This is a genomic window from Romboutsia faecis (assembly GCF_014323405.1).
GTDB lineage: Bacteria > Bacillota > Clostridia > Peptostreptococcales > Peptostreptococcaceae > Romboutsia_E > Romboutsia_E faecis.
The window spans coordinates 409,460-430,123 of sequence record NZ_JACRWE010000004.1; the positions used below are offsets into that span (position 1 = coordinate 409,460).

Genomic DNA, 20,664 nt, shown 5'->3' on the forward strand with positions numbered 1-20,664 from the left:
TAATATATAGTGAAATCATTGGATTAGAAGGAGAATAGGGGTATGCAGAATAGTTTAAAAGATATTGATAGTATGATATTTGATTTAGATGGTACTCTATGGGATTCGACGAAAGAGATTGCTTCTTCATGGAGTACTATAATAAGTAAATATGACAACGATAAAAAGGAAGTTACCACAGAGGAATTAAAGGGATATATGGGGCTTGAATTAGAAGTGATTGGAGAGAAAATGTTCCCAAATATGGATAAGAAGAAGAGAGATATTCTATTGAGAGAATGTGGTGAATTTGAAAATCAGTATTTAATGGAACATGGAGCAAATTTATATGATAAGCTAGAAGATACATTGAAAGTTCTATCTAAAAAGTATAAGTTATTTATAGTTAGCAATTGCCAAGATGGATATATAGAAACATTTATGAAGTTTTATAATCTTGACAAGTATTTTGTAGATTTTGAATGTCCAGGTAGAACAAATTTATCAAAGGCAGAGAATATAAAAATTGTAATTGAAAGAAATAATTTAAGGCATCCTGTTTATGTAGGAGATACACAAATGGATTGTGATGCAGCTAAAAAAGCTGGAATACCTTTTATATATGCTCGATATGGATTTGGTAATACAGAAGAATATAATCATGTAATTGATAAGTTTGAAGAATTACTAAGTTTATAAATAAAAACTCTGATATAGGTTGAATTATCTATAGCAGAGTTTTTTATTTATCGTATAATGATTTTTGGTTACCATATTTTATTCTTAGTACTTTACACAAGAGTTCAATATTCATATAAATTAAATTATAGTGAAAAAGAAATATAAATATTAAATTTTATGGAAATGATATAAGTATAAGATATAGGAGGATATAATATGGAAGCTTTATTTGAAAATCAAAAACTGAAAGTAACATATTTAGGAACTTGTGATGAGGATATAAAAAATAAAACTCATATATTTACCATTAATATAAAAGAGTTTGATACACCACCGCTAAATGTAGAATACGATGATAATGATAAAGTTATTATAAGAACTTGGATAGAAGAAGAAGAGGATGAAAATGGTCCTAAAAGTCATGTCATATATAAATTGTTTAGTTTAATTGAATTTGAAGTATCAGAAATTATGCAATTTATTATAAGGCATATATAATATAGTATGTAATAATTATAAAAAAGCTAAAGACTTAGTTTATCTATATAAATTAAGGCTTTAGCTTTTTATTATCCATTTTATCCATATTTAAATAAATAAAGAAATATTTTTAAATTATATAGAATATTTTAAAAATATAAAAATTTGTCTATATAAAGGTTAAAAGATAGAAATGTGTTGCACTAATGATATTAATATGATACTCTAAATGAAGAAAGTAAAAAAACATACTATTTGTTAATATAAATAAAACAATTAACAGGAGGAATACTGTGAAAAATATATGTGTCATAGGAAGTCTAAACATGGACTTAGTAGTAAAGGTAGATAACAGACCTAAGGGTGGTCAAACAGTAATAGGCGGAGATTTTAAAGAAGTTCCAGGTGGAAAAGGAGCTAATCAAGCTGTTGCTATGGCAAGACTTGGTGGAAATGTGAATATGATAGGTAAAGTTGGAAAAGACGGATTTGGAGAAACTTTATTAAATGCCTTAAAAGATGACAATGTAAACACTAAATATATAGATAAAGAAGATATAGCAACAGGTGTTGCAATGATAACTGTAGATAAGAATGCGGAGAACTCTATAGTAGTTGCACCTGGAGCAAATTATAAAGTAGATAATGAATATATAGATTCAAATATAGAGGGAATAGAAAATAGTGATATAGTTGTACTTCAACTTGAAACACCATTAGAAACAATAAAATATGCACTAAAAAGATCTAAAGAGCTTGGAAAATATACCATATTAAATCCAGCTCCAGCAGTTAAATTAGAAGATGACATAATTGTAAATGTAGATTTATTGACTCCTAATGAAACTGAATTAGAAATTTTAAGTGGAGTAGAAATAGAAACTGAAGATGATATTCAAAAAGCTGCTCAGGTAATGATAGATAAAGGTGTAAAAGAACTTATAGTAACTTTAGGTTCTAAAGGAAGCCTATATATAAATAAAGAAAAATCTATGTTTAAAAAAGCATACAAGGTTAATGCAGTAGATACAACTGCAGCAGGAGATAGCTATACAGGAGCATTAGCTGTTGCATTTGCTAATAATAAAAATGTAGAAGAAGCTATGGACTTTGCTTCAAAAGTTGGTGCTTTAAGTGTTCAAAAAGAAGGAGCACAAAGTTCATTACCAACATTAAATGATGTAGAAAACTTTAGGGGGTAGGTAGAATGAGAAAAACACAACTTATAAATAGTGAAGTATCATATACAATATCTAAAATGGGACATACAGATAGTTTAACAATAGGAGATTGTGGATTACCTATACCAGATGGTGTAAAAAGAATAGACTTAGCATTAAAATATGGAGTACCTTCTTTTTTAGAGACTTTAGATACAGTTTTAGAAGAATTATGTGTGGAAGAGATAGTTATTGCTGAGGAAATAGTAGAAAAAAATACTAATATATATAATGAAATATTAAAGCGATTTGAAAATATAAAAGTAACAATGATTAGTCATGAAGATTTCAAAAAAATGACTAAGGAAAGTAAGGCAGTAGTAAGAACTGGTGAATGTAGTCCTTACGCAAACATAATATTAAAATCAGGAGTTGTATTTTAAATGAAAAACCCTATTTTACAAATGAAAGACATAGTTAAAGAATTCCCTGGAGTTAAAGCGTTAGATGGGGTAAACTTAGAACTTTACGAAGGTAAAGTAATGGCCCTAATGGGTGAAAATGGAGCAGGTAAATCAACACTTATGAAAATATTAAGTGGTGTATATAAAAAAGATGGTGGACAAATATTCTATAAAGGTGAAGAGACTGATATAAAAGGTCCTAAAGATGCTGGAGAAAAAGGAATAGCAATAATACACCAAGAGCTTAACTTATTACCAGACCTAAGTATAGGTGAAAATATATTTTTAGGTCGTGAGCCAAAGAAAGGATTTACTATTGACTTTAAAAAGCTTTACAGTGATGCAGATGCATTACTTAAAAAGTTAAATGTAGAAACAAGTGCAAGAGAATTAGTAGGAAATTTGAGTATAGCTCAGCAACAAATGGTAGAAATAGCTAAGGCATTATCTTTAGATGCACAAATAATAATAATGGACGAACCAACTGATGCTCTTACAGATAAAGAAACAGAAAGTTTATTTAATGTAATAAATGAGTTGAAAAATGAAGGTAAAGCATTAGTTTATATATCGCATAGACTTAAAGAAATATTTGAAATATGTGACTATATAACAGTTTTAAGAGATGGAAAATTTGTTGGAACTGAAGATTTATGCAATTTAGACGAAGATAAAATGATAGAGATGATGGTAGGTAGAAAGCTTACAGATCAATTCCCAAGATTAGAAACTGAAAAAGGAGATACAGTGCTTAAGGTAGAAAATCTATGTAATGAATATGTAGATAATGTATCTTTCGAGGTTAAGGCTGGGGAAATCTTAGGTATATCAGGTTTAATGGGAGCTGGAAGAACAGAGTTAGCTAAAACTATATACGGACACTTCAAAAAGACAAGTGGAAAAGTATATATAAAAAATAGAGAAATAGATAATAAATCTGCTAAAGATGGTTTAAAGAATAGAATAGCATATGTTTCAGAAGATAGAAAAGGGGATGGATTAATATTAGACTTATCAGTAAGAGAAAATATGGCTATATCTTCTTTAAATAGAATGTCTTCATTCTTCAGAATTGATAAGAAAAAGGAACTTGCTAGAGTTCAAGACTATATAGGTAGAATGAGAATAAAAACTCCAAGTGAAGAACAGTTAATAAGAAATTTAAGTGGTGGTAATCAGCAAAAAATAGCTATAGCTAAAGCTCTTATGACTCACCCTGATGTTCTTATACTTGATGAGCCTACTCGTGGAGTAGACGTTGGAGCCAAAAAAGAAATATATGACCTTATAAACGAATTTAAGAGTCAAGGTAAAGCAGTAATAATGATATCTTCTGAAATGCCGGAAATTTTAGGATTAAGTGATAGAATCTTAGTTTTAAGTCAAGGTAGAATAACAGGAGAATTTGATATAGAATCTGCAACACAAGAAGCAATATTAAAATGCGCGGTTGAAGCTAAGGAGGCATAAAATTGGATATATCATCAAGAGCACAAAGCTCAACATCTAAAAATGTAAATATAAAAGAATTATTAGTTAAATATAAAAGTTTATTAGGATTAGTATTATTAATAGCTGTGGTATCAATACTAAATCCATCGTTCTTAAGTCCTAAGAATATAATGAATATACTTAGACAAACTTCAGTAAATGCAGTAATAGCAGCAGGTATGACTTTTGTTATATTAACTGGAGGGATAGATTTATCAGTAGGTTCGATACTAGGTATAAGTGGTGCAGTATGTGCTAGTCTTTTAGTTTCAGGACAAAATGTAGTAATAGCAGTACTTGCAGCATTAGTAGTAGGAGCAGTAGTTGGATTCTTAAACGGTTTTATAATATCAAAAGGTAAGTTACAACCATTTATAGCAACTCTTGCGACTATGACTGTATTAAAAGGTTTAACATTAGTTTATACAAATGGAAACCCTATAACTTTAGGAAGTAATGAATTAGCAATGTCATTTGGGAAAATAGGTGGAGGAACAATACTTGGAATACCAACACCAGCTATGATAATGATATTAGTATTTATGGTATGTTACTATATACTTCATAATACTAAAATGGGTAGATATACTTATGCATTAGGTTCAAATGAAGAAGCAACTAAGTTATCAGGACTAAATACAGATAAAATAAAAATATGGGTATACACAATAAGCGGAATACTTGCATCAATAGCAGGTATAATAATAACTTCAAGATTATACTCAGCACAACCAACTGCAGGTTCAGGATATGAATTAGATGCTATAGCAGCAGTAGTTCTTGGAGGTACAAGTTTAAATGGTGGTAAAGGTAAGATAACAGGAACGATAATAGGGGCATTAATAATAGGTGTACTAAGTAATGCACTTAACATATTAGATGTATCATCTTACTATCAAACAATGGTAAAAGGTGCAGTTATATTATTAGCAGTACTTTTAGACAGAAAAAGCAACTAAGAAAGGAAATATAAAATGAAAAAATTTCTTTCGATAATATTAATAATAATAATGAGTGCTATGACTTTAGTTGGATGCCAACAAAAAAGTGACAATAGCGTTAAAAAAATAGGATTTGTAGTATCAACGTTAAACAATCCATTTTTCGTTGACTTAAAAAGTGGAATAGAAGAAAGAGCAAAAGAACTAGGATATGAGGTTGTTGTTTTAGATTCTCAAAATGACCCGGCTAAAGAAGTATCTAATATGGAGGACTTAACAGTAAAAGATGTAGATATAGTTCTTTTAAATCCAGTTGATTCAGATTCAGCAGTAGCATCAGTAATGATAGCTAATAATTATGAGTTACCAGTAGTAACTGTAGATAGAGCTGCTAATGGCGGAGAGGTAGTAACACATATTGCATCTGATAATGCAGTTGGTGGATCTATGGCAGCGCAGTATCTAATAGATCAATTAGGTGGAAAAGGGAACATAGTTGAACTTGAAGGAACAGCAGGCTCTTCAGCTGCTAGAGATAGAGGTCAAGGATTTGATGATAAGATAGCAGAAAGTAACATGAATATAATAGCTAAGCAAATCGCTGATTTTGATAGAACACAAGGTCTTACTGTAATGGAAAATATACTTCAATCTAAAAAAGATATAGATGCAGTATTTGCTCAAAATGACGAAATGGCATTGGGAGCTCAAAAAGCACTAGAAGATATGGGAATGAAAGACGTTCTTATAGTTGGATTTGATGCAACCGATGATGCAGTAGAGGCAGTTAAAAATGGAACTATGGCAGCTACAGTAGCACAACAGCCATTATTAATAGGTGAAGCAGCTGTAAATGCAATTGATAAAATATTAAAAGGTGATAAAGTAGATGACTTTATACCAGTAGAATTAAAATTAATAACTAGAAACTAAATTAATAAGAAGCACAGATATGTAACTTGGATAAAAAATTCAATGAACTTATCTGTGCTTTTTTATTTTTATAATTGGATATTTAATTTATTACATAGATTTATAGAATTATTATAAAATTATCAACTTATAAATATTAATATAGGAGAAATAATAAAAGAAATTATTAATTGTGAGGTTGATGCATAGTGTTATATAAAAAAGCATGGTCGATAATAATTATTTTAGTATCTATATCTTTTTCTGGCTGCTCAAAGATAAAGATACAAGAAGATGATTATTTAGATATAGAAAAAGAGCCTATAAAGCAAAGTATAACTTTAAGTTTTGCAGGTGATGTTACAATGGGAAATTACATTGGATCTATAGGAGAAGGAACATTTGATCATGAGTTTGAAAAACAAAGTAATAATTATGGATACTTCTTTGATAATGTTAAAGAGATATTTAAAGACGATGATTTAAGTATAGTTAACTTAGAAGGTACATTAACTGATTCTAATAATGGAAATACAGAGAAGAAGTTTGCATTTAAGGGTCATCCATCATACGTTAATATATTAAAAGAGGGAAGTATCGAGGCAGTAAGTATAGCTAATAACCACTCTCAAGATTATTATGAAAAAGGTTTAAATGACACAAAAGATATATTAGATGATGCTGGGATATTTTATTCTGGTCTAGGAGAAACAAGTTTAATTGATGTAAAAGGAATAAAAATTGGATTTTTAGCTTATAATGGATGGGATTCAAATTATAGCCAATCATATTTAAATGAAATCAAAGAAGATATAAATAACATTAAAGAAAGTGGAGCAAACATGGTAATAACCTACTTTCACTGGGGTACAGAAAATGATTATTATCCTAATGAAGTTCAAAAAAATATAGCTCATTTTGTTTTGGAGAATGGTTCTGATTTAGTTGTAGGTAGCCATCCTCATGTATTGCAAGGTATAGAAAAGTATAGAAATTCAAAAGGGGAAGATAAGTACATAGCTTATAGTTTAAGTAATTTTTGTTTTGGAGGAAATAGAAACCCATTAGATAAAGATAGTATGATATATCAACAAACATACAATTTTGAAGATGGAGAACTAAAAACTATAGATGAACCAAATATTATTCCGTGTTCTATATCATCTACAAAAAAACGAAACAATTACCAGCCAACAGTATTAGAAGGAGAAGAGTATAGTAGAGTGATGGATAAAATAAATAAAATTAGCTATGAATTAAATAAATAGAGCTTTAATTAATATAGAAATAATAAAGTAGATAAAATTTTAATAATTAATTTAGTAAAGTATAGGTTATAATGATATTACAATATACACTAGAGAAAGAGGTAACAACTATGAATTTAAAAATATCAGCAGTGTGCAATAATGAAGAAAGTGCAAAAGCACTTACAGAAGCAGGTAAACAACTAGGATATGAGATAAACTGCGAAGTGCAAGAACAAAATAAAATAAAAAATAAACTATCAAATGAAAACATAAAAAACTCAAATGCAATTTTATTCGTAACAGATAAAAGTGTAGAAGATATAGAGGAAATAGAAAGATTTATAGACTGTGAATATTACGAAGTAGAGCCAAAATTCGTAATAGAAAATCCAATGAATGTTATAAATGAAATAGCTACAGATTTAAACTAATTTTTTATTTATAGTTATTAAAAAAGAATATATTAGATTAATAGAGGTAGATACCAAAATAGGTATTTACCTCTATTTTAATGTATTATTAATTATATTTCTCTTCTAGGAATTTCAAATTTTATAGTTTCTTCTATTTCGTTTAAAGTTTTAATATTTTTAGGATCAATAAACATACAAGTATATCCGCCCTTACCAGCTCTACCAGTTCTACCTATACGATGAACATAATCAGCTGCAGTTTCTGGGATGTCATAGTTATATATATTATCAACCCCACTTATATCAAGTCCTCTAGAAGCAACATCAGTAGCTATTAGATATTGAATATCGGCATTTCTAAAAGATTTCATGATTCTTTCACGCTTTGATTGTTGGATATCACTATGAAGTTTAGCACAGTTATAGCCATTTTTAGCCATAGCTTCTTCAAGAGCATCAACTCTTCTTTTAGTTCTGCAGAAGATTATTGCCATAAATGGATTATCTTCATTTAGAACTTTAAATAAAGCATCTTGTTTCCATCTATCTGTAGTTTCGACAACTTCCTGTTTTATTGAATCAAGAGTAATCTCTGTTTTTTTTATTGAAATTTCCATAGGATCAGTCATATATCTATATGCTAATTTCTTTACCTGAGAACTCATAGTAGCAGAGAAGCATAAAGTTTGACGTTTCTTTGATGTTTTAGATAATATAGCCTCAACTTCATTTTTGAATCCCATAAGTAACATTTGATCAGCCTCATCTAAAACAAAAGTTTTTATTTTACTAAGATCAATAGTTCCTCTATCTAGATGGTCAAGAAGCCTTCCAGGAGTTGCTATGATTAGATGAATATTTTTCTTTAATTTATTAATTTGAGAACCAATGTCCTTACCACCATAAGCTGCAAGCATATTTATATTCTTTGTTTCATTTAACTTTTCAGCTTCTTCTGTAATTTGTATAGCAAGTTCTCTTGTAGGAGATAAAATAAGAACTTGAGTACTATTTATATCTCTTGATATATTCTCAAATATAGGTAGTAAGAAAGCTAATGTTTTTCCTGTACCTGTTTGAGCTTGTGCTATAATGTCTTTACCATTTTTTATTGGTATTATACTCTCTTCTTGGATTGGAGTTGGTGTAGTTATACCATTTTTATTTAATATATTTAAAGTATCTTCTTTAATTCCTAATTCTCTAAAATTCATATTACGACCTCACATGTTGAATTATTTTATATTAACTAATTTATAATATCATATTGGCATAATTAATACTATTTATATTATTACTATTATTATTAATAAAATATCATAATCTAATATAAAAGTTAGGATAGTATTAGTAAACAAATAAAAAATTAATATAAACAGAAACTTAATCCTACTAAACCTTAAAGGTAGCTAATCTAAACTTTAATAGAAATATACCTAGCTATAATCATTGAAATATCTAAGGTTCATAAAAAAATAAAAAATAGATTAGAAAAACGATAAAAAACACTTGAAAAAAATGACAAAATTTTGTATAATTTTAAGTTTGGAAAAGTGGTGTATACAAAGGCTTTTTTATCCTATATAATTATAGTAAATTAAGAAAGAAAGGAAATGGATAAAATGGCCAGGCGGCAAGAAGTAGAAAGAATTCTACGTATAGTAATGGGCTCAGCAATACTTGCATTTGGAGTCTATAACTTTTATTATTTAAACAACATAACAGAAGGTGGAGTGTTAGGACTTTTACTACTGCTAAAGAACTTATACAACATTCAGCCAGAGGTGGCGAATATAATAATAGATTTATCACTTTTATTAATAGGATACAAATACTTTGGTAAAAAATTCTTTATGTATTCTATATTTGCATCACTTAGTTTTTCTGTTTTATATGATATATTTGAAAATATAGGTCCTATACTACCTAGTATAAATAGTATGCTTATATCTACAATACTGGCAGGAATAAGTGTAGGTGTAGGTGTAGGGCTTATAGTTACAACTGGATGTGCAGCTGGTGGAGATGATGCTTTAGCATTAGTGATTTCTAAGACTACATCTTTAAATATTGGTAGAGTATATATGCTAGGTGATTGTGTGATTTTACTATTATCATTATCATATATGTCTATTGATAAGATACTTTACTCACTAGTGGCAGTAGCTATTAGCGGGAATGTAATAGATTATATATATAATCATGTTAAAACAAGTAAATCTAATATAATGATAAAAAGCGAACTTTAGATGAGGTTCGCTTTTTATCATTATTACAGAATGCTACATAAAAATTTGGTAGATACCTAAAATAATGATTAGTACTCCACTAATCAAATCAGAGTATTCCCCCACTAATTTAGATGCATATTTGTTGCCTACATAGAAACCTAACCCAATATTTAGCCATGTTAGTAGAAAAGTAAATAAAGTATTTAATAGAATGCTAATACCTGCAATACTAGCAGCCATTCCCACACTTAAATTATTTAAGGTAAGAGCTATTGATAAAGTTATACATTCTTTAATATCAATATCTCCAGAATTATCTGCGTCCGCTTTTATAGGATTATCCAAAATTTCGCCATAGCTTACCTTTTTATGTCTTAATAAATCTTTAGTAATTGATTTTCTATATTTTTTTAAAAAATCAATTACTATTTTAAGACCTAGGATTATTAGCAAAATTCCACCGATTATAGTTACGATTTTAGGTGAGATGAAGTTAGTAATAATTTTACCTAAATACATAGATAAAAAAGTGCCAAGAGATGTTATTAAACTAATCAACAATGCTCCTATAAAACTTAGTTTTACTTTCTTCAAACCATAAGAGATGCATACCGCAAGAGTATCTAAATTAGCTGAAACAGAAAGTAAAAGTGCTGTCATATAGTTCATAAAATATCCCCCTTATGATTATATAAATAAAGTCTTTATAATCCATAATATATATTTTTCTTAAAAGTGTGATTTTTAAATAAAGTATCTTACAAGATCTATACAATATAAATACTGCAAATAAAATTTTTAGACTTTATTATATGAAAAAATTAAAAAATGTTAAGTACTATAAGATAGTGTTGAAATATAGATTAATTTTACGTTTTTTATATTAGATAATTACAAGGGATTTGATATTAAATAAAGAAATTATTCCTTATATTGATAAATTATTCTGCAAGGAGGTTAAAATATGGGGATATTTAAATTGAAATCTGAAGAGGATTGGAAAATTAATTACATAAAAGAATTTAATGAAATGAGAAATAACTATGAAAAAAAACTGCAAAAAAAACAATTAGAGATAGATAGACTAAAAAGCGAAATTGAGTTATTAAAATCAAATAAAAGTGGATTAAAACCAAAAGAAAAGCAAATAAGAGATCTTGATATAAGTAATATAAAAAAATTAAGAGATGACGGCTTGAGTTATAGGGAGATAGCGAAAAAAACAAATTGGAGTAAGGCAACAATATGTAGAGTACTAAATGGATTTTATGATTAAATAAATAAAGACACCTTAAGATATTTATTTTAAGGTGTCTTTATTTATTTTTCCTTAATTTAGATGCAATTATTAATTGTATAAATACAATAATGAGAATTATTAAAAATAATGTAGAAGGATGTAATATATATGAAATCCCTATGGATATATTATTATAATAGCTAGACATATAAAAATTAAAGAATCCTAAACATAAAATTGATATTATAGTAAAAAAGTATAGTGAAAATTTATAAATAAATTTATTTTTCATAAATTCTCCTTTCATGAATGTAGTACATTAATAAATTAAATACATCTTATGAATTTTCCTCTTTTTATATTTTACAAAATAATAATACTCAGTTATACTGTGAATATGAATAAAAAGCAGGATAAACGTAGGTGATAAAAATTGAAATCTAGAGCAAATTATAAAGAATACATAATAGATGTAATTCTTATTTTATTTGTAGTGCAGTTAGCTAGGATAATTACTAAATATATTTTATTAAAACAACTTAATTTTAATTTACTAAATTTAATAATTACGACAGCTATATCTTTTGCATTATTAAGTATTTTATTGATATTAATATTAAAAAATAATGAAATATTTAATCCAACTAACTTAAAAATTGTGAATATGTTTAATAATAAGAATAAGCAAATTCGTATATTATTGGGTATTATTGTTATATTAACTTTTATGATAACTCAATATTTTGAAGATACATATAATATTTACAACTTTGGAAGGTTAATTTTACTTATAATTATTATACCTATTTTTGAAGAATTATTGTTTAGAGAATACTTATGGAATTATCTAAGTAACCATATAAAAAATGTTATGGTAGTTTTTATATCGATAACAATGCTATATACATTTTATCAGATTGGTTACATAGATATAATTAGCCAATATATAAGTATTACAAATAAGTCAGGATATACGATTGATATAGTTACTTCAAGTATGATAAAAGCTTTTGTATTAGGGAGTATATTAGGTGTTGTAAAAATTAGATTAAAGGATACATATATATGTATGCTATTACATGCACTATTTAGTATATTATTTTATTAACTAAAAAGATTCTGAAAATATAAAAATATTAGATATTTACAAAAATATAATTAGAATTTATAATTAATTATTATAGAGATTAACCTAAATAAGGAGAAAGAAATATTATGTTTATAGATAAAGAAATAAATAAGGATAACATACATGTACATTTAAATCCTCAGGTAACTACACATTATGAAATCGAAGATTTTCGTGATCATAAAAATATAGACTTATATTTACAAGAACTTATATTTGACTTGGTTGAAAGAAGAGATAATGAGAGCATGATAGAAGCTTTAATTGAAGAACTTAATGAAATATAGCATACAAAAAGTTACTAATTATATTATATATAATTGGTAACTTTTTATTTTGTATTAAACTATTTATAGTTAATATGTCTTTTAAAAAATAAATTAATTACAGAGCCTCCAACTAAAGCTGGGAATATTGATGAAGTTAAACATATTTTTAAGTTTATGTAGTTTATATTACCTTTGAAAGTAAATATGTATAATGTTAAGAATAAAATATAGATTAGCAAGTAATTAGATATTTTTAACTTTATTTTCAAAATTAATCCAACCCCTTTATTTAATTTACAATAATTGAATAAAACTACTTAATTTTATTATAAAAATAAAAAGTTAATTTTGCAAATGTTTTCATAAAGAGAATTCTGTATATAGAAGTAAAAAAATATTAATACATATAAATAAGTCGTTAATATTGACATAGGAAAAATAAGAACTATAATTAAATCAATATTAGAGAGTATTTAGAATATATTAATATTATGGAGGGATAGAAATGAATGAGATTAGAAAAATCGTAGAAGGCAAAATTTATAAACTTTATAACTTATTTTTCTGGGGCTTTTATTTTAGCGCTGGATGTTTCTTCTGCAAAAATAAATATAAAAATTTTTCTAATGAGTTCATATATTCTATTTCATCTATGTAATATATCACATTTAAATTAATTTTTAATTAGAATACTAAAAAGAGCTCATTTGAGCTCTTTTTTTATTCAGAATAAAATAAGAAAGGATTGATGTGATGGATTTACTAGAAGATTATAGATCTGAAATTGATAATATAGATAAGGAGATGACATTGCTATTTGAGAGTAGGATGAACTTATCTAAAAAAATATCTGATTACAAGAAGAAAAATAAGATGAAAATATATCAAAGGGATAGGGAAGAGCTAGTTATAGCTAAAAATATATCTTATTTAAAAAATAAAGAATATGAATCATTATTGAGAAGCTACTATATAAACTTAATGAATTTAAGTAGATTAATTCAGAGTAAAGAAATAGATAGTAATTATGATAGTGAAAAAATAATAAAACATAAAAAAGAAAATTTAAAAGTAGGATATCAAGGTGTTATTGGATCTTTTAGTGAAGAGGCAATGCATAAGCATTTTTCTAGTATAAAAAATATTAAAAATTATGAAAGGTTTGAAGATCTGTTTATAGCTTTACAAGATGAAGATATTGATTATGCTATTGTTCCGATAGAGAATTCATCAACTGGTGGAATAAATAGAGTATATGATTTATTGAATATATATGATTTTTATATAGTAGGAGAAGAATGTATAAAGATAAATCAGCATCTAATAGGTGTAAAAGGAGCAACAATAAATGATATACGAGAAGTTTACTCCCATACTCAAGGTTTTGAGCAAAGTAGAGAGAGTCTAAAAAGGTATGAAAATATAAAGTTAATACCTTATTTAAATACAGCTATATCTGCAAAATTAGTTTCAGACTTAAATGATAAAACAAAGGCTGCAATAGCATCAGAAAGAGCAGCTAAAATTTATAACCTAGATATTATAGATAGTAACATAAATGATATCAAGGATAATTATACTAAGTTTGTGATAATAGGTAGGAGTTTTGAAGCGAGAAGTGATTGCGATAAGACGAGTTTAATACTTTCTACAGGTCATAAGTCAGGTGAACTATATAGATTATTAAAGTATTTTGCTGATTATAATATAAATCTAACAAAGATAGAGTCTAGACCAAATAAACATACACCATGGCAATACCTATTTTATATAGATTTTGAGGGAAGTATTGAAGATGAAAAAATAAAAAGAGCTATAGATAATATAGCAAATGAAAGTAAATATTTTAAATTTTTAGGTAGCTATAAAAAATGTAATATCTAAGCAAATATAAAAAGGGAGGAAATATTGTGGTTATTGTTTTGAATACAGGATACACTAAGGATCAAGTAAGCGAATTAGTTAATCATATAGAAAGTAAAGGTGTAAAAACTAGTATAACAGAGGGGAATTCAAAATGTATAGTAGGTGTGGTGGGTGATACTACTATTATAGATGATGATGAAATTTTGTCATTTAGATATGTTGAAAAGGTATTAAAGGTACAAGAACCATTTAAAAAAGCAAATAGATTATTTAAAGCAGAAGATACTGTTATTGATGTATTAGGAAGTAAGATTGGTGGATCTAATTTAGGGATAATAGCAGGTCCATGTTCAGTTGAATCTGAAGAACAAGTAGTTGAGATTGCAAAAAGTGTAAAAGAATCAGGAGCAAATTTTCTAAGAGGTGGGGCTTTTAAACCTAGAACATCACCTTATAGTTTCCAAGGCATGGAAATGGAAGGATTAAATCTATTGAAGTTAGCAAAACAAGAAACTGGTTTACCTATTGTAACTGAGCTTATGTCAACTGATTATATAGATAAATTTGTTGAAGATGTAGATGTGATACAAATTGGGGCAAGAAATATGCAAAACTTTGATCTATTAAAACAAGTGGGAAGAACTAATAAACCAATATTGTTAAAGAGAGGATTATCAGCGACTATAGAAGAATGGTTAATGAGTGCTGAATATATAATGGCAGAAGGTAATGAAAGTGTGATTTTATGCGAAAGGGGAATTAGAACATTTGAAACATATACAAGAAACACATTAGATTTAAGTGCTATACCAATAGTAAAAAGATTATCTCATTTACCTGTGATAGTTGACCCAAGTCATGCTTCAGGAGACTGGAGATTGGTAGAGCCTATGTCCAAGGCAGCAATACTTTCTGGATGTGATGGACTTATTATAGAGGTACACAATAATCCACAAAAAGCATTATGTGATGGTCAGCAATCAATAAAACCAAATAAATTTAAATTTTTAATGGAAAAAATAAGAGTATTGGCAGAAATAGAAGGTAAAGTAATATAAAATAACTATAGTAAGATTAGGTGTGATTGGAGCCTCTTTTTAAATGGCTCTTAAAGAAGCAGAATATGATGAATTATATGGGATAGTTATAGGCTAATAAGGAGTTCAAATGTTAATGATGAGTTATGGTGTGAAATTTTTATTGAGAATATAAAAACTTTATTAATTACAATAGATAATTTTATAATTGAATTATTTCGACAATCATCTAATAGAAGACAAAAATTATAAAGTAAATTTAAAAAGGGAAAACGATAAGCAATATAGAATTAAAATATAAAGTAAAATTTTATGAATATATCAATTAAAGTTTTTGGGGGGATATCATGAGAGAGAAAGTATCTGAAATGCTTGAGAAAGTAAGACCGATTCTTCAAAGGGATGGCGGAGATGTTGAGTTAGTGGATGTAAATCAAGATGGTGTAGTATTAGTAAAATTAAAGGGAGCGTGTCAAGGTTGTCCAGGTGCGACAATGACTATAAAAGCTGTTATTGAAAACTTATTGGTCAAGGAAGTTCCTGGAGTAACTCAAGTAATAGGAATATAATTACTAAAATTATTTAATAAATAATTTTTTTATTATATTATTAAATAAAAAAAATATATATTTAATAGATGATGTTAAAAAGTCATGAGAATTTAAGTGATACTAAGTAGCTTTATTTTCATGACTTTTTATATAGAAATAAAGGCTTGAGGAATTATTAAAACAATGAGTTAGATATAGTGCTATAGAATTAAATTAAAAAATTCAAATGGATATGGGAGGATGTTTATGAATTGGGTAGATTATGCTAATGATATAGACTTATTTGAAGTATTTAATAAAGATGTAAAACCTATGTCAAAGTCAGAAAAATACAGAGCAGTTAGAGTATTAATTGACTATTTTTCTAAGGAAGGGATTTGGAATACTAAAAATTTACCAGATACTTATGATGCACGAAGAAATATGCTTCGTGGAATTCTAAATGCATATCCTCCAAATGAAATCGATCCTGTAAATCTTGAATTACTAGAAAAATTATTAATAACAGAAAGTAAAGAAAAAAATACTATAAATGTATATGATATACCAGAAGTAGAGAAAAATATATCTATATTTAATGGAGATATAACCACTATAAAATCAGATGCAATTGTTAATGCAGCTAATAGCAGATTATTAGGGTGTATGCAACCACATCATATGTGTATAGATAATTCAGTTCACTCTGCAGCAGGACCTAGATTAAGACAAGATTGCAATATTATAATAGAAAAACAAAATCATTTAGAATATACTGGTTGTGCAAAAATAACTAGAGGTTATTGTTTACCATCCAAATATGTTATCCATACAGTAGGTCCAATTGTATCTTCAGTAGGTCCAACTAAGGAACAAGAAAAACAATTATCATCTTGTTATAATTCCTGTCTAAATATAGTAAAGGATATAGATGATATAAAAAGCATAGTTTTCTGTTGTATATCAACAGGTGTATTTGGTTATCCAAAGGAGGAAGCTGCTAAAATAGCAGTTAAAACTGTAAAAAAATGGATGCAGGATAATTCCGAAAAAGAATTAAAGGTAGTTTTTAATGTTTATAAAGATAGTGATGAGGAAATATATAAACAAATTTTATTGAAGTAAGATATAATATAAAAATACAACAAAAGAGTAGCCTAAGTATAGTCTAAACTTAGGATGCTCTTTTTTTATTAAGCAATGTTTTTAATATAATTTTGAATAGTAGAAATTTATACTAAAAATACAAAAATAAAAATGAAAACGGTTGCACTAGAAAAAAGCTTGTGCTACTATTTTATTAAAGATGTGCAATCGATTGCATAAACTTTAATAAAATAGGGGGAATACATATTATGAGATTCAAAAAAGCATTAAGTTTAATGACAGTAACAGCTTTAATTTGTGGAAGTCTTGTTGGTTGTAGTTCAAGCAAAGATTCAAGTGGAGGTAGTGCTTCTGGAGATGTTACGGTTGACATATTCCAATTTAAAGTTGAAACTCAAGAAGCGCTTCAAGCAGCTGCAAAGAAATATGAAGAGAGCCACGGGGGGGTAAAGATAAACATAGAAACTATTGGCGGAGGAAATGACTATGGTGCGGGATTAAGAACTAAATTCCAATCTGGTCAAGAACCAACTATATTCAATGTAGGTGGTCCTCAAGATGTTGAAGACTGGGCTTCTAAATTAGAAGATTTATCTGATCAACCTTGGGTAAATCAAGCATTTGAAGGAACTTTAGGTTCAGTTACAACTGATGAAGGAATATTTGGTATGCCTTTTGCTCAAGAAGGATATGGATTTATATATAATAAGCAAATATTTGAAAAAGCTGGTATAAAACCAGAGGAAATAACTACTTTAGCTAAATTAGAAGAGGCAATTAAAATATTAGATTCTAAAAAGAGTGAATTAGGAATAGAAGCAGTAATGTCATTACCTGCAAAAGAAAAATGGGTAACAGGATTACATTTATTAAATGTTGCATTAGGGAATGAGTTTGCAAGTGGTAAAGAGGCTTATGAAGCTAAAAAATTAGAGTTTAAATATAGTGATCAATTAAAGAAAATACTTGATTTACAAGCAGAGTATTCTTATATGCCAGATGGAACTAAAGCATCTTTAAATAGCGTTGATTATGCTATGCAAACTGAACAAAAATTTGCTACAGGTAAAGTTGCAATGATACAAATGGGTAACTGGACTTATCAAGCTATAAGTGGAGTAAACGAAGAAATAGGTAATAATTTAGGGATATTACCAATGCCTTTAGAAGGGGTTAATGAAGATTCTATACCAGTAGGAATACCAATGTATTGGTCTATAAACAAAGACAAGTCAGATGAAGAAAAGGCAGCAGCTAAAGATTTCTTAAACTGGTTATACACTTCTGATGAAGGAAAAGAGATGGTAATAAATGACTTTAATTTTATTCCTGCATTCAAAGGTTATGAAGATGAAAGTTTGCAACCGAAAGATCCATTATCTGCAGCAGTTTTACAATATTCTAACGATGGAAAAACTATGCCATGGGTGTTCATGGGATACCCAAGTGGATGGGGAGAAAATGTAGTTGGAGCTGATATTCAAAAATATTTAGATGGAAGTATGTCTTGGGAAGAATTAGTAAAACATGCACAAGATACTTGGGAAGATGAGAGAAAGTAATTAATAATTCTAAAAATATAGGAAAGTACGATGTACTTTCCTATATTTTAATAAATGTATGTAATTTTTAAGTTAAATATTTATTATATTCAAATAATTAATGTTTAACTTAGAGATTAATAAAAATAAAAGGGGGATCTAAATTTATGGAAAGTGTGCATAAAGGTCAACAAAAGAGTAAGAACAGAGGAGATGAAAATAAGACAAGAAAAAATAAAAAACTAAAAGATAGTCTTACTTTTTGGGCGTTTGTAGGTCCGAGTCTAGTAGCATTTGTAGTTGTAGTTTTGATACCATTACTATTAGGTATATATTATTCATTCACAGATTGGAATGGTATAGGAAACTCAGCTCAATTTATAGGACTGGAGAATTATATAAAAGTATTTGCTGATGAAGGATTTAAACAATCTTTCGGGTTTACAGTTAAATTTACATTAGCATCGATAGTGGTAATAAACTTTTTAGGATTTACTTTAGCGTTATTAGTTACTAGAGAGTCTAAAATAAGTAACCCACTTAGAACTATATTCTTTATGCCAAACTTAATAGGTGGATTGATATTAGGATTTATATGGCAATTTATATTTGTAAATGTATTTAATGGCTTAGGTCAAGCGTTAAATCAAACCTGGATGATGGGATGGTTATCAAATGAAAAAACAGGTTTTTGGGGATTAGTTATATTAACAGCTTGGCAAATGGCAGGTTATGTAATGGTAATATATGTAGCCGGATTACAAAATGTACCTCCTGAATTAAATGAAGCGGCAAGAATAGATGGGGCAAGTCCTCTTCAAAGAATAAGATTAATAACTTTTCCTATGGTTAGACCTGCATTTACAGTAAGTTTATTCCTAACTCTATCAAATTCATTTAAGTTATTCGATCAAAATCTAGCTCTAACTAACGGTGGACCAGGAAATGCAACTCAAATGTTAGCTTTAAATATATACCAAACAGCATTTTCATATAATAAGATGAGCTTAGCTCAAGCAAAGGCAGTAATATTCTTTGTATTAGTAGCGATAATAGCATTAACACAAGTTTATTTAACTAAGAAAGGTGAGGTGGAAGCATAATGGATAATAAATTAAAAAAATGGAGTTTAAATATATTAGGATTAATATTAGGATTAATATGTTTATCACCTTTTTATATAATAATAGTTAATTCTTTTAAAACAAAGGGCGAGTTATTTGAAAGTACATTAGCTCTTCCAAGTAGCGCAAGTTTTAGTAATTATATAAGAGCTTGGGAGCAATTAGATTTTATAAAAGTTTTGGGGAATTCACTTTTTATAACTGTAATTAGTGTATTGCTTATAATAATTTTCTCTGCTATGGCGGCGTGGATGATTCAAAGAACAAATTCAAAACTGGCAAATGGAATATTGTTTTTATTTATTTCCTCTATGATAGTAACATTTCAATCTATAATGCTACCTTTAATAAGCATAGCAGGAAAATTAAACTTACTTAATGTACCAGGAATAATATTCATGTATATAGGTTTCGGATGTGCATCAGCCATATTCTTATATCATGGATTTATAAAAGGAATACCAAAGGAGCTAGATGAGGCAGCTATAATAGATGGTTGTAGTAAATGGCAAACATTTAGATACATAATATTCCCATTACTTAAGCCTACTACTATAACTGTAGCTATACTTAATACAGTTTGGATTTGGAATGACTTCTTATTACCATCATTAATAATAAATACGCCAGAGACAAGAACAATTCCGCTTGCAATGTATTTCTTCTTTGGTCAATATACAAAGCAATGGGATTTAGCGTTAGCAGGATTAGTACTTACTATAATACCAGTTTTAGTATTCTACTTCTTTGCACAAAAACACATAATAAAAAGTGTTGTATCAGGAAGTATAAAGTAAGTTTAACAATATAAAAGATTTC

23 protein-coding genes are annotated in these 20,664 nt (G+C 27.7%); 21 read left to right on the top strand and 2 right to left on the bottom strand.

The features are described from left to right. Positions 1 to 42: 42 nt before the first annotated feature. From H8923_RS11000 to H8923_RS11040, 9 genes are all read left to right on the top strand, one after another. A complete protein-coding gene (locus H8923_RS11000) occupies positions 43 to 678 on the top strand; it encodes an HAD family hydrolase (RefSeq protein WP_153924897.1) in 636 nt (211 codons plus the stop codon). Positions 679 to 876: 198 nt separating this feature from the next. Further along, complete coding sequence (locus tag H8923_RS11005; RefSeq protein ID WP_153924900.1) at positions 877 to 1,158, top strand: hypothetical protein; 282 nt, start codon at positions 877 to 879, stop codon at positions 1,156 to 1,158. Positions 1,159 to 1,433: 275 nt separating this feature from the next. Next, positions 1,434 to 2,342: a ribokinase gene (gene rbsK, locus H8923_RS11010; RefSeq protein ID WP_187127915.1), complete on the top strand. Its 909-nt coding sequence runs from the start codon at positions 1,434 to 1,436 to the stop codon at positions 2,340 to 2,342. A 5-nt stretch (positions 2,343 to 2,347) separates the two neighbouring features. Beyond that, entirely contained in the window at positions 2,348 to 2,743 is a 396-nt protein-coding gene (gene rbsD, locus H8923_RS11015; protein ID WP_153924903.1) for a D-ribose pyranase, read from the top strand. Continuing rightward, a complete protein-coding gene (gene rbsA / locus H8923_RS11020; protein WP_153924905.1) occupies positions 2,744 to 4,234 on the top strand; it encodes a ribose ABC transporter ATP-binding protein RbsA in 1,491 nt (496 codons plus the stop codon). It begins immediately after the preceding gene. A gap of 2 nt (positions 4,235 to 4,236) precedes the next feature. Continuing rightward, positions 4,237 to 5,214, top strand: a complete 978-nt coding sequence (gene rbsC, locus H8923_RS11025; RefSeq protein WP_153924908.1) for a ribose ABC transporter permease — start codon at positions 4,237 to 4,239, stop codon at positions 5,212 to 5,214. 15 nt (positions 5,215 to 5,229) lie between these two features. After that, positions 5,230 to 6,129 (top strand): ribose ABC transporter substrate-binding protein RbsB, encoded by a 900-nt coding sequence (rbsB, locus tag H8923_RS11030; protein WP_153924911.1) that lies wholly within the window; start codon positions 5,230 to 5,232, stop codon positions 6,127 to 6,129. Positions 6,130 to 6,317: 188 nt separating this feature from the next. Continuing rightward, on the top strand, positions 6,318 to 7,376 hold the full coding sequence (locus H8923_RS11035) for a CapA family protein (RefSeq protein WP_153924914.1): 1,059 nt from the start codon (positions 6,318 to 6,320) through the stop codon (positions 7,374 to 7,376). A 110-nt stretch (positions 7,377 to 7,486) separates the two neighbouring features. Continuing rightward, on the top strand, positions 7,487 to 7,789 hold the full coding sequence (locus H8923_RS11040; RefSeq protein WP_153924917.1) for a PTS sugar transporter subunit IIBC: 303 nt from the start codon (positions 7,487 to 7,489) through the stop codon (positions 7,787 to 7,789). 92 nt (positions 7,790 to 7,881) lie between these two features. On the opposite strand, the gene H8923_RS11045 is transcribed toward H8923_RS11040, so the two are convergent. Further along, positions 7,882 to 8,985, bottom strand: coding sequence for a DEAD/DEAH box helicase (locus tag H8923_RS11045; RefSeq protein WP_153924920.1), 1,104 nt, complete (start codon positions 8,983 to 8,985; stop codon positions 7,882 to 7,884). Between the two features lie 408 nt (positions 8,986 to 9,393). Here H8923_RS11045 and H8923_RS11050 point away from each other — a divergent pair, with 408 nt between their 5' ends. Then, a complete protein-coding gene (locus H8923_RS11050; RefSeq protein ID WP_153924923.1) occupies positions 9,394 to 10,020 on the top strand; it encodes a YitT family protein in 627 nt (208 codons plus the stop codon). Positions 10,021 to 10,053: 33 nt separating this feature from the next. Here H8923_RS11050 and ytaF read toward each other — a convergent pair whose 3' ends face one another. Further along, complete coding sequence (gene ytaF / locus H8923_RS11055) at positions 10,054 to 10,671, bottom strand: sporulation membrane protein YtaF (RefSeq protein ID WP_153924926.1); 618 nt, start codon at positions 10,669 to 10,671, stop codon at positions 10,054 to 10,056. A gap of 295 nt (positions 10,672 to 10,966) precedes the next feature. On the opposite strand from ytaF, the gene H8923_RS11060 reads away from it, so the two are divergent. The 11 genes from H8923_RS11060 to H8923_RS11110 all read left to right on the top strand — a co-directional run bounded on the left by H8923_RS11060 (position 10,967) and on the right by H8923_RS11110 (position 20,642). Next, complete coding sequence (locus H8923_RS11060) at positions 10,967 to 11,278, top strand: helix-turn-helix domain-containing protein (protein WP_153924929.1); 312 nt, start codon at positions 10,967 to 10,969, stop codon at positions 11,276 to 11,278. A gap of 397 nt (positions 11,279 to 11,675) precedes the next feature. Next, the gene (locus H8923_RS11065; RefSeq protein ID WP_153924932.1) at positions 11,676 to 12,350 is read left to right on the top strand and encodes a CPBP family glutamic-type intramembrane protease; all 675 of its coding nucleotides are present in this window, start codon (positions 11,676 to 11,678) and stop codon (positions 12,348 to 12,350) included. Between the two features lie 107 nt (positions 12,351 to 12,457). Then, the gene (locus tag H8923_RS11070; RefSeq protein WP_153924935.1) at positions 12,458 to 12,658 is read left to right on the top strand and encodes a hypothetical protein; all 201 of its coding nucleotides are present in this window, start codon (positions 12,458 to 12,460) and stop codon (positions 12,656 to 12,658) included. Between the two features lie 487 nt (positions 12,659 to 13,145). Beyond that, complete coding sequence (locus tag H8923_RS11075) at positions 13,146 to 13,298, top strand: hypothetical protein (protein WP_187127916.1); 153 nt, start codon at positions 13,146 to 13,148, stop codon at positions 13,296 to 13,298. A 95-nt stretch (positions 13,299 to 13,393) separates the two neighbouring features. After that, positions 13,394 to 14,524 (top strand): prephenate dehydratase, encoded by a 1,131-nt coding sequence (gene pheA, locus H8923_RS11080; protein ID WP_153924938.1) that lies wholly within the window; start codon positions 13,394 to 13,396, stop codon positions 14,522 to 14,524. A 26-nt stretch (positions 14,525 to 14,550) separates the two neighbouring features. Continuing rightward, entirely contained in the window at positions 14,551 to 15,564 is a 1,014-nt protein-coding gene (gene aroF / locus H8923_RS11085; protein WP_187127917.1) for a 3-deoxy-7-phosphoheptulonate synthase, read from the top strand. A 326-nt stretch (positions 15,565 to 15,890) separates the two neighbouring features. Continuing rightward, positions 15,891 to 16,112 (top strand): NifU family protein, encoded by a 222-nt coding sequence (locus tag H8923_RS11090; RefSeq protein WP_153924941.1) that lies wholly within the window; start codon positions 15,891 to 15,893, stop codon positions 16,110 to 16,112. 228 nt (positions 16,113 to 16,340) lie between these two features. Beyond that, a complete protein-coding gene (locus H8923_RS11095; protein ID WP_153924945.1) occupies positions 16,341 to 17,198 on the top strand; it encodes a protein-ADP-ribose hydrolase in 858 nt (285 codons plus the stop codon). Between the two features lie 230 nt (positions 17,199 to 17,428). Continuing rightward, a complete protein-coding gene (locus H8923_RS11100; protein ID WP_153924949.1) occupies positions 17,429 to 18,742 on the top strand; it encodes an ABC transporter substrate-binding protein in 1,314 nt (437 codons plus the stop codon). A gap of 146 nt (positions 18,743 to 18,888) precedes the next feature. Then, entirely contained in the window at positions 18,889 to 19,824 is a 936-nt protein-coding gene (locus H8923_RS11105; RefSeq protein ID WP_153924951.1) for a carbohydrate ABC transporter permease, read from the top strand. After that, the gene (locus H8923_RS11110; RefSeq protein ID WP_153924956.1) at positions 19,824 to 20,642 is read left to right on the top strand and encodes a carbohydrate ABC transporter permease; all 819 of its coding nucleotides are present in this window, start codon (positions 19,824 to 19,826) and stop codon (positions 20,640 to 20,642) included. The genes H8923_RS11105 and H8923_RS11110 overlap by 1 nt, the downstream gene beginning before the upstream one ends. Positions 20,643 to 20,664: the final 22 nt, after the last annotated feature.

Bases quoted from the DNA above. Each gene is read 5' to 3' on its own strand.
- H8923_RS11000 (WP_153924897.1), top strand. From the start codon at position 43: ATGCAGAATAGTTTAAAAGATATTGATAGTATGATATTTGATTTAGAT.
- H8923_RS11005 (WP_153924900.1), top strand. From the start codon at position 877: ATGGAAGCTTTATTTGAAAATCAAAAACTGAAAGTAACATATTTAGGA.
- rbsD (WP_153924903.1), top strand. From the start codon at position 2,348: ATGAGAAAAACACAACTTATAAATAGTGAAGTATCATATACAATATCT.
- rbsA (WP_153924905.1), top strand. From the start codon at position 2,744: ATGAAAAACCCTATTTTACAAATGAAAGACATAGTTAAAGAATTCCCT.
- rbsB (WP_153924911.1), top strand. From the start codon at position 5,230: ATGAAAAAATTTCTTTCGATAATATTAATAATAATAATGAGTGCTATG.
- H8923_RS11040 (WP_153924917.1), top strand. From the start codon at position 7,487: ATGAATTTAAAAATATCAGCAGTGTGCAATAATGAAGAAAGTGCAAAA.
- H8923_RS11045 (WP_153924920.1), bottom strand. From the start codon at position 8,985: ATGAATTTTAGAGAATTAGGAATTAAAGAAGATACTTTAAATATATTA.
- H8923_RS11050 (WP_153924923.1), top strand. From the start codon at position 9,394: ATGGCCAGGCGGCAAGAAGTAGAAAGAATTCTACGTATAGTAATGGGC.
- ytaF (WP_153924926.1), bottom strand. From the start codon at position 10,671: ATGAACTATATGACAGCACTTTTACTTTCTGTTTCAGCTAATTTAGAT.
- H8923_RS11060 (WP_153924929.1), top strand. From the start codon at position 10,967: ATGGGGATATTTAAATTGAAATCTGAAGAGGATTGGAAAATTAATTAC.
- H8923_RS11070 (WP_153924935.1), top strand. From the start codon at position 12,458: ATGTTTATAGATAAAGAAATAAATAAGGATAACATACATGTACATTTA.
- H8923_RS11075 (WP_187127916.1), top strand. From the start codon at position 13,146: ATGAATGAGATTAGAAAAATCGTAGAAGGCAAAATTTATAAACTTTAT.
- pheA (WP_153924938.1), top strand. From the start codon at position 13,394: ATGGATTTACTAGAAGATTATAGATCTGAAATTGATAATATAGATAAG.
- H8923_RS11090 (WP_153924941.1), top strand. From the start codon at position 15,891: ATGAGAGAGAAAGTATCTGAAATGCTTGAGAAAGTAAGACCGATTCTT.
- H8923_RS11095 (WP_153924945.1), top strand. From the start codon at position 16,341: ATGAATTGGGTAGATTATGCTAATGATATAGACTTATTTGAAGTATTT.
- H8923_RS11100 (WP_153924949.1), top strand. From the start codon at position 17,429: ATGAGATTCAAAAAAGCATTAAGTTTAATGACAGTAACAGCTTTAATT.
- H8923_RS11105 (WP_153924951.1), top strand. From the start codon at position 18,889: ATGGAAAGTGTGCATAAAGGTCAACAAAAGAGTAAGAACAGAGGAGAT.
- H8923_RS11110 (WP_153924956.1), top strand. From the start codon at position 19,824: ATGGATAATAAATTAAAAAAATGGAGTTTAAATATATTAGGATTAATA.